The sequence below is a fragment of the Neobacillus niacini NBRC 15566 genome (genome assembly GCF_001591505.1).
Lineage (GTDB): Bacteria > Bacillota > Bacilli > Bacillales > Cytobacillaceae > Neobacillus > Neobacillus niacini.
This window is the reverse complement of record NZ_BCVA01000090.1, coordinates 1-7683: the sequence shown is the minus strand read 5'-3', so window position 1 is coordinate 7683 and position 7683 is coordinate 1. Positions and strand designations below refer to the sequence as shown.

Sequence of the window (7683 nt, the reverse complement as noted above, 5' to 3'; positions counted from 1 at the left end):
ACATGAAGCACAAACCTAATTTGGGTTGTGCTTTTTTTGTGTTTATTTAAGGTTAAAACGATGTGCTGAAAATCACGACCAGGGTTATATTCTTAAGAAAAATGTTACCATTAGGGAGTTAATCATGCCCGTAGGGCGGCACTTTTAGAGAAAAGGGTAACAAATAACAGCTAATCATGCCCGTGCGGTGCCATATTTGGAGATTAGGGTAACGAATAGCTGCTATTCATGCCCGCACGGCGTCATTTATCGTTAAATCAGTAACGATTAGATCAACCTCATCCCTTGGATCACTTTTTTAAAATACTAATTCATTAAATACTCATAAATCAAAAACGGCCCCTTTTTCAATGTGATATCTAAAAAGGTTTTTATAAATGGATAATCACGATTTGGCATCATTTTGGTCATTTCACTCCACCATTCTGTTTCATATCTAGCAATCATACTAAGATTATAAAGTAAGAGATAATGCACCATTAGTTCAGGGAACTCAAAAAGATTTTCCTTCTTTAATGGAATTACGAAAGCATTGTTTTCTAGATTGAATTTAATTGGTGATAATCCGGTAAATGTCTTTTTATCATATTGAAACAGGAGCCCTTCACTTGAGAACTCGATCTGATTATCAGATCTCGTCGTTAGAAACTCCTTTAATCTCTCTTCTGTCATATGATAATAATCCAATATTTTATCTGGTATTGCCAGTTGCCCTTGTTGCGTAGATATGGGTATAAACGTGCTTTTTGACTCATGGACTAAAAATAAATCATCCAATTCAGGAATGAGCTCAAGCAATTCTTCCATCGTGATTTTATCGCCTTCTAATTGTTTCATGTGGAACATTTTTTCTGACATAAAAGGAAAAAGCCCGTTTTTTTGAAACTTTACTTCATCTTGAAAAAATTGATAGTTTTGCTTTTTTCTTTTCCTTGTTGAAACACCGTGAGCTAAAACGGAAGTGGTTTCTGGATAAGCAGGATCAACCGTTAAGATACAGGCTTTAATTAAATGTACAAGACCATAAAAAAGAAGAATTGGTTTTAGTATTAGTGGTGAGTTTTCGGCTTGTTGATAATAAATTTGACCATGCTCGAGATAATATAAAAAGGCATAGCAGTTTTCATAACTTTTTTGTTCAGGGTTTTCAATATTACATTTTTTATATTGGTTTTTTAGGTATAGCTGACAGTACTCTGCAGAAAAAAAACATGCATAGCTTTTCCAGCCATTATAGTCAACAGTCAATGGTAATCACCTTTTTCAGAAAAATTAGATTAAAACAAGTTCCTTGACAGTATTTTGTCCAATTGATAACCTACAATTAAAAAATTTTTTCCTGGAGGCCATAAAAATGTGGGAGAGTAAATTTTCAAAAGAAGGTTTAACGTTTGATGATGTCTTATTAATTCCTGGTAAATCAGAAGTACTGCCGCGTGATGTAAGTCTTCAAGTGGAGTTATCTCCCAATGTAAAGCTAAATATCCCGATTATTAGTGCAGGGATGGACACTGTAACAGAAGCGGAAATGGCGATATCAATGGCTCGTCAGGGTGGTTTAGGAATCATCCATAAAAATATGACGATTGAACAACAGGCTGAACAGGTTGAGAAAGTAAAGAGGTCAGAAAGCGGCGTAATTACGGATCCGTTTTTCCTTACTCCAGAACATCAGGTATTTGATGCAGAGCATTTAATGGGAAAATATCGGATTTCAGGGGTGCCGATTGTCAATAATCTCGATGAGCAAAGACTGGTAGGGATTATCACCAACCGTGACTTACGCTTTATTCAGGACTATTCATTTAAAATTTCTGATGTGATGACAAAAGAAAATCTGGTTACCGCTCCTGTAGGTACCACATTAAAAGAAGCGGAAAATATTCTTCAAAAGTACAAAATTGAAAAACTTCCGCTTGTCGATGATCAAGGAGTCTTAAAAGGGTTAATCACCATAAAAGATATTGAGAAGGTTATTGAGTTTCCTAACTCAGCAAAGGATAAGCAAGGTCGTTTGTTAGCTGGAGCAGCAGTCGGCGTCACTAAAGATACCATGCTGCGGGTTGAGAAGCTTGTAAAGGCAAATGTAGACGTAATTGTTGTCGATACAGCACATGGCCATTCCAAGGGCGTTCTTGATACAGTGAAAGAAATAAGAGGCCAATACCCAGATTTAACGATCGTTGCTGGAAATGTCGCTACTGGTGAAGCAACTGCGGCATTGATTGAAGCCGGAGCAGATGTCGTTAAGGTAGGTATCGGCCCTGGATCGATTTGTACTACAAGGGTAGTAGCTGGTGTGGGTGTACCACAAATCACAGCGGTCTATGACTGTGCTACAGAGGCTAGAAAACACGGTAAGTCCATTATTGCGGATGGCGGAATTAAATATTCAGGTGATATCGTGAAGGCACTTGCTGCAGGTGGTCATGCCGTTATGCTGGGAAGTATGCTTGCGGGTGTAACAGAAAGTCCAGGTGAAACTGAAATTTTCCAAGGAAGACGTTTTAAGGTTTATCGTGGTATGGGATCCGTAGCAGCTATGGAAAAAGGCTCAAAGGATCGCTATTTCCAAGAAGATAATAAGAAGTTTGTTCCTGAGGGAATCGAAGGTCGCCTGCCTTATAAAGGACCTTTAGCTGAAACGATTTATCAGTTAATTGGGGGGTTACGTTCTGGCATGGGCTATTGTGGAACAAAGGACCTAGAAGAGTTAAGAAATAATGCTCAATTTATTAAAATGACCGGGGCAGGCCTGCGAGAAAGCCATCCTCATGACGTTCAAATCACAAAAGAAGCACCAAATTACTCCTTATCTTAATGGAAAAACAGAGAAGCACTGGCTTCTCTGTCTTTTTTTTGTAAAAAGATAGTCCTATCCTCTGTCTATGATTTGAATCCCAGTTATGTTAAAATAACCAAAGTGCAAAAATAAGTTGGAGGGTATTATGGTGAATAAACTTTTTTATCGGAAATATTTTGCTGCTTCCTTGGCAATGATCATGTTTTTAAGCCTTTTTGCAGGCATAAATAAAGCAGAGGCAGAAACTGTGGGATTAGATGTTAAAGCATCTGGAGCGATATTGGTGGATGCAGATACAGGCATGATTCTGTATGAAAAGAATTCTGAAACCGCTCTGGGCATTGCTAGTATGACAAAAATGATGACAGAATACTTACTTTTAGAAGCAGTTAAAAAAGGGAAAGTAAAGTGGGGGCAAGAGTATGTAGTTTCTCCTGAACTTTCTAAAATGTCTCATGACGAGGATTTAAGCAATGTATACTTGCGTGTTGACGCAAAGTACAAGGTAGAAGACTTGTATGCAGCAATGGCGATTGAATCAGCTAATGCAGCTACAATTGCGATTGCCGAGATTGTTGGTGGATCTGAGGCAAAATTTGTTGAAATGATGAATAACAAAGCAGCGGAACTTGGCTTGGAAAAGTATAAGTTTGTAAACTCTACAGGGTTGAATAATAGTGATATGTTAAAGCACTTTCCAGAAGTGGTGGGTGAACCCGATGAAGAAAATATAATGTCTGCAAAAGATGTTGCAGCTTTGGCTTCACGCCTATTACATGATTTCCCAGAAGTATTGGAAACATCTAGTATACCGGAAAAGATTTTTGCAAAGGGTACGGAAGATGAATTTGTAATGGATAACTGGAACTGGATGTTAGAAGGATACGAAGACATCGCTGATAGATATCCTAATTATCAACAATTTGTTTATGATGGTTTGGATGGTTTAAAAACTGGATCTACTCCATTTGCTGGCTACAATTTTACAGGCACAGCTTCTAGAGATGGTCAAAGATTTATATCTGTTGTTATGAATACAGGTTCCCAATCCGAACGTTTCAGAGAAACTAGAAAGATCCTAGATTATGCTTTTAATAATTTTAAAAAAGAAGAAATAATTCCAAAGCATTATCAAGTTAAAGGGAAAAAAACGTTACCTGTAACCAAAGGTAAAGAAAAACAAGTAAAGATTTATACAAAAGATGCAGTTAACATGGTTGTGAAGAACGGGGAAAAGGATAATTTCAAAACCAGCTTAATACTCGATAAAAAGAAAGTTAATAAACAAGGTGAACTTACTGCACCTATTAAAAAGGGTGAAAAAGTCGGAACGTTATCCATTCAACCAAAAGAGTCAGGAAATTTAGGATTTTTAACTAAAGAAGGTAAGATTACGGTTGATGTAATTGCAGCTGAAGATGTTGAGAAGGCTAATTGGTTTGTCTTAATGATGAGAGGAATCGGAGGATTCTTTGGAGACCTTTGGGGAGGAATTTCATCCACTGTTAAAGGATGGTTTTAAAAACAAGGGAATATTTACCAAAAGGATTCTTGTCTTGACAGGAATCCTTTTTTGTTGCTTTAATGATTTTATGGAAACAATCTAATTCCGAATGAATTAACACTATTTCCTAAATTTATACGTTAATTTTTTGCAATATTTATAAAAATGGAACTCACAAGGGGGATTTACAATGAAAACAGGTACGGACCGAGTTAAACGTGGAATGGCTGAAATGCAAAAAGGCGGCGTCATTATGGACGTTGTTAATGCAGAGCAGGCAAGAATTGCTGAAGAGGCTGGTGCAGTTGCAGTAATGGCGCTTGAGCGTGTACCATCTGATATTCGTGCGGCTGGCGGTGTAGCTCGTATGGCTGACCCACGTATTATTGAAGAGGTTTTGAATGCAGTATCAATCCCTGTAATGGCAAAGGCTAGAATTGGCCATATTGTTGAAGCACGCGTGCTAGAAGCAATGGGTGTTGACTACATTGATGAGAGTGAAGTTTTAACCCCAGCGGATGAAGAGTATCATTTATACAAGAGTGATTTTACTGTTCCATTTGTTTGCGGATGTCGTGACCTTGGTGAGGCTGCCCGCAGGATTGGCGAAGGTGCCTCAATGCTTCGTACAAAAGGTGAACCTGGAACAGGGAACATCGTTGAAGCAGTACGCCATATGCGTAAAGTAAATGGACAAGTTCGTAAAGTAGTTGGAATGAATGAAGATGAGCTTATGACAGAAGCAAAATTATTAGGCGCTCCATTTGAATTACTTCTTGAAATTAAGCGTCTTGGCCGCCTTCCTGTTGTTAACTTTGCAGCTGGTGGTGTTGCAACTCCTGCTGACGCTGCACTGATGATGCAATTAGGTGCGGATGGTGTATTTGTAGGATCAGGTATTTTCAAATCAGAAAACCCAGCTAAGTTTGCTAGAGCCATTGTAGAAGCTACAACTCATTACCAAGACTACAAATTAATCGCAGAGCTTTCTAAAGAACTAGGAGCTCCAATGAAGGGCATTGAAATTTCATCATTGTCCCCTGAAAATCGTATGCAGGAACGTGGTTGGTAATGGTTAAAGTAGGAGTACTAGCTTTACAAGGCGCCGTCAGGGAACATATTCGTTCAGTTGAGGAATGTGGTGTAGAGGGAATCGCCATTAAGAAGGTAGACCAGTTGAAAGAAGTAGATGGCCTCATTCTTCCTGGCGGTGAAAGCACGGCGATGAGAAGGTTGATTGATAAATATGGATTTATGGATGCATTAAAGGAATTTGCTGCAGAAGGCAAACCCATGTTTGGCACATGTGCAGGACTAATTCTTTTAGCAAAAAATCTTGTTGGTCATGAACCTCATATCGGTGTGATGGACATTACGGTTGAACGAAATTCCTTTGGACGTCAGGTTGATAGCTTCGAGGCAGACCTCGCCATCAAGGATGTATCCGACAACTTCCCTGCAGTCTTTATCCGTGCACCGCACATTGTGGAAGCTGGAGCAGAAGTAGAGATACTTTCAAAGCATAACGACCGCATTGTAGCAGCTCGAGAAGGACAGTTCCTTGGGTGTTCATTTCATCCAGAATTAACTGAAAATCATGACATTACGGCTTACTTTGTTGACATGGTAAAGGAAGCAAAAGCAAAACAATTGGTATAAATTTATTGCAATTAGTGGATAATTATAGTAAATTAATTTCAATAAATAAATAAGTTAAAGCAATGAGAGGAACTAGTAACAGGAAGTTCATTCTAAAGAGAGCCGGTGGCTGGTGTGAATCGGTGTTTGAAGCTTGTGAATCCCTCCTCGAGCAAGGTATGGAACGCCTGCTTAGGGTTAGTAAGTACTTTCGGTAAAAACCGTTAATTTTTTTCGAGGTGGACAGACTATATCTGTCAACCAGGGTGGTATCGCGGGTAACTCTCGTCCCTGTTTTTGGGGACGGGAGTTTTTTGTTTTTTATTGATTAAACTTAGCTGCGACGCCTGAAAAAAGGTGTTTACGCTTTATACTTTAGTTAGGAGTGGTAAATATGTTAGATATTAAATTATTACGAGCTAATTTTGCAGAAGTAAAAGAAAAACTTCAACACCGTGGTGAAGATTTAACGGATCTTGGTAAATTTGAAGACTTAGATCAGCGTAGACGCGATTTAATCGTTGAGGCAGAACAATTAAAAAGCAAACGTAATGAGGTTTCCCAGCAGGTAGCAGCTCTAAAGCGTGAAAAGGCAGATGCAGATCACCTTATTGTAGAAATGCGTGAGGTGGGCGACAGAATTAAAGTTTTGGATGAGGAGCTCCGCAGTGTCGAAGAAACACTCGACTTGTTATTGATGAGCATTCCAAACATTCCCCATGAAAGTGTTCCGATTGGTGAATCAGAGGATGAAAATGTAGAAATTAGAAAGTGGGGTCAAGTTCGGGACTTTGAATTTGAGGCGAAGCCGCACTGGGATGTTGCTGACCATTTAGGTATCCTTGACTTTGAACGTGCGGGCAAAGTTACAGGCAGCCGTTTCGTATTTTATAAAGGCCTTGGAGCCCGCTTAGAGCGTGCATTGATGAATTTTATGCTCGATTTACATGTGGATGAGCATGGATACAAAGAGATATTACCGCCATATATGGTTAACCGTGCGAGCATGACTGGTACAGGTCAACTTCCTAAATTTGAAGAAGATGCGTTTTTAATTGAGAGCGAAGATTATTTCTTAATTCCAACCGCAGAGGTGCCAGTTACAAATCTCCACCGTGATGAAATATTAAGCGGAGATGAGCTTCCAATCCGCTTTGCAGCATACAGTGCATGTTTCCGTTCTGAGGCTGGTTCTGCGGGGCGGGACACTCGAGGATTAATTCGCCAGCACCAATTCAATAAGGTTGAACTTGTGAAGTTTGTAAAGCCAGAGGATTCTTACGATGAACTTGAGAAGCTTACAAATGACGCAGAGCGCGTGCTTCAATTATTGGAGCTACCATATCGAGTGTTGAGCATGTGTACTGGTGACCTAGGCTTTACTGCTGCAAAAAAGTATGATATTGAAGTATGGATTCCAAGCTATGGAACATATCGTGAGATTTCTTCTTGCAGCAATTTTGAAGCATTCCAAGCGCGTCGTGCTAATATCCGCTTCCGCCGCGATCTAAAAGCCAAACCGGAACATGTTCATACATTAAATGGATCTGGTCTAGCAATAGGAAGGACAGTTGCAGCGATCCTGGAAAATTACCAGCAGGCTGATGGAAGTGTGGTAATACCTAAGGTGTTACGTCCATATATGGGGAATAAGGAAGTTATCATTCCAGAATAAAAAGTAATTAATAATATGTTGACAGGGATGTTAAGAATGTGATATTCTATCTCTTGTCAATAC

General features: G+C 39.2%; 6 protein-coding genes and 1 other annotated feature. Of the genes, 5 read left to right on the top strand and 1 reads right to left on the bottom strand.

The features are described 5' to 3' along the window. Positions 1-306 precede the first annotated feature (306 nt). Positions 307-1248, bottom strand: coding sequence for a YaaC family protein (locus tag BANA01_RS28575; protein WP_063255645.1), 942 nt, complete (start codon positions 1246-1248; stop codon positions 307-309). A gap of 106 nt (positions 1249-1354) precedes the next feature. Between BANA01_RS28575 and guaB the strand changes: the two genes are divergently transcribed. The 5 genes from guaB (at position 1355) to serS (ending at position 7620) form a co-directional block, all read left to right on the top strand. Beyond that, entirely contained in the window at positions 1355-2821 is a 1467-nt protein-coding gene (gene guaB, locus BANA01_RS28570) for an IMP dehydrogenase (protein ID WP_063255644.1), read from the top strand. 127 nt (positions 2822-2948) lie between these two features. Then, positions 2949-4325, top strand: a complete 1377-nt coding sequence (locus tag BANA01_RS28565) for a D-alanyl-D-alanine carboxypeptidase family protein (RefSeq protein WP_218008436.1) — start codon at positions 2949-2951, stop codon at positions 4323-4325. A 172-nt stretch (positions 4326-4497) separates the two neighbouring features. Further along, positions 4498-5379 carry a pyridoxal 5'-phosphate synthase lyase subunit PdxS gene (pdxS, locus tag BANA01_RS28560; protein WP_063255643.1) on the top strand — a complete coding sequence of 294 codons (882 nt, stop codon included), beginning with the start codon at positions 4498-4500 and terminating at the stop codon, positions 5377-5379. Continuing rightward, positions 5379-5966: a pyridoxal 5'-phosphate synthase glutaminase subunit PdxT gene (pdxT, locus tag BANA01_RS28555; protein ID WP_063255646.1), complete on the top strand. Its 588-nt coding sequence runs from the start codon at positions 5379-5381 to the stop codon at positions 5964-5966. Before pdxS ends, pdxT begins: the two co-directional genes overlap by 1 nt. A gap of 53 nt (positions 5967-6019) precedes the next feature. Further along, positions 6020-6241 (top strand) — a binding site (T-box leader). Positions 6242-6339: 98 nt separating this feature from the next. Beyond that, positions 6340-7620 carry a serine--tRNA ligase gene (serS, locus tag BANA01_RS28550; protein WP_063255642.1) on the top strand — a complete coding sequence of 427 codons (1281 nt, stop codon included), beginning with the start codon at positions 6340-6342 and terminating at the stop codon, positions 7618-7620. Positions 7621-7683: the final 63 nt, after the last annotated feature.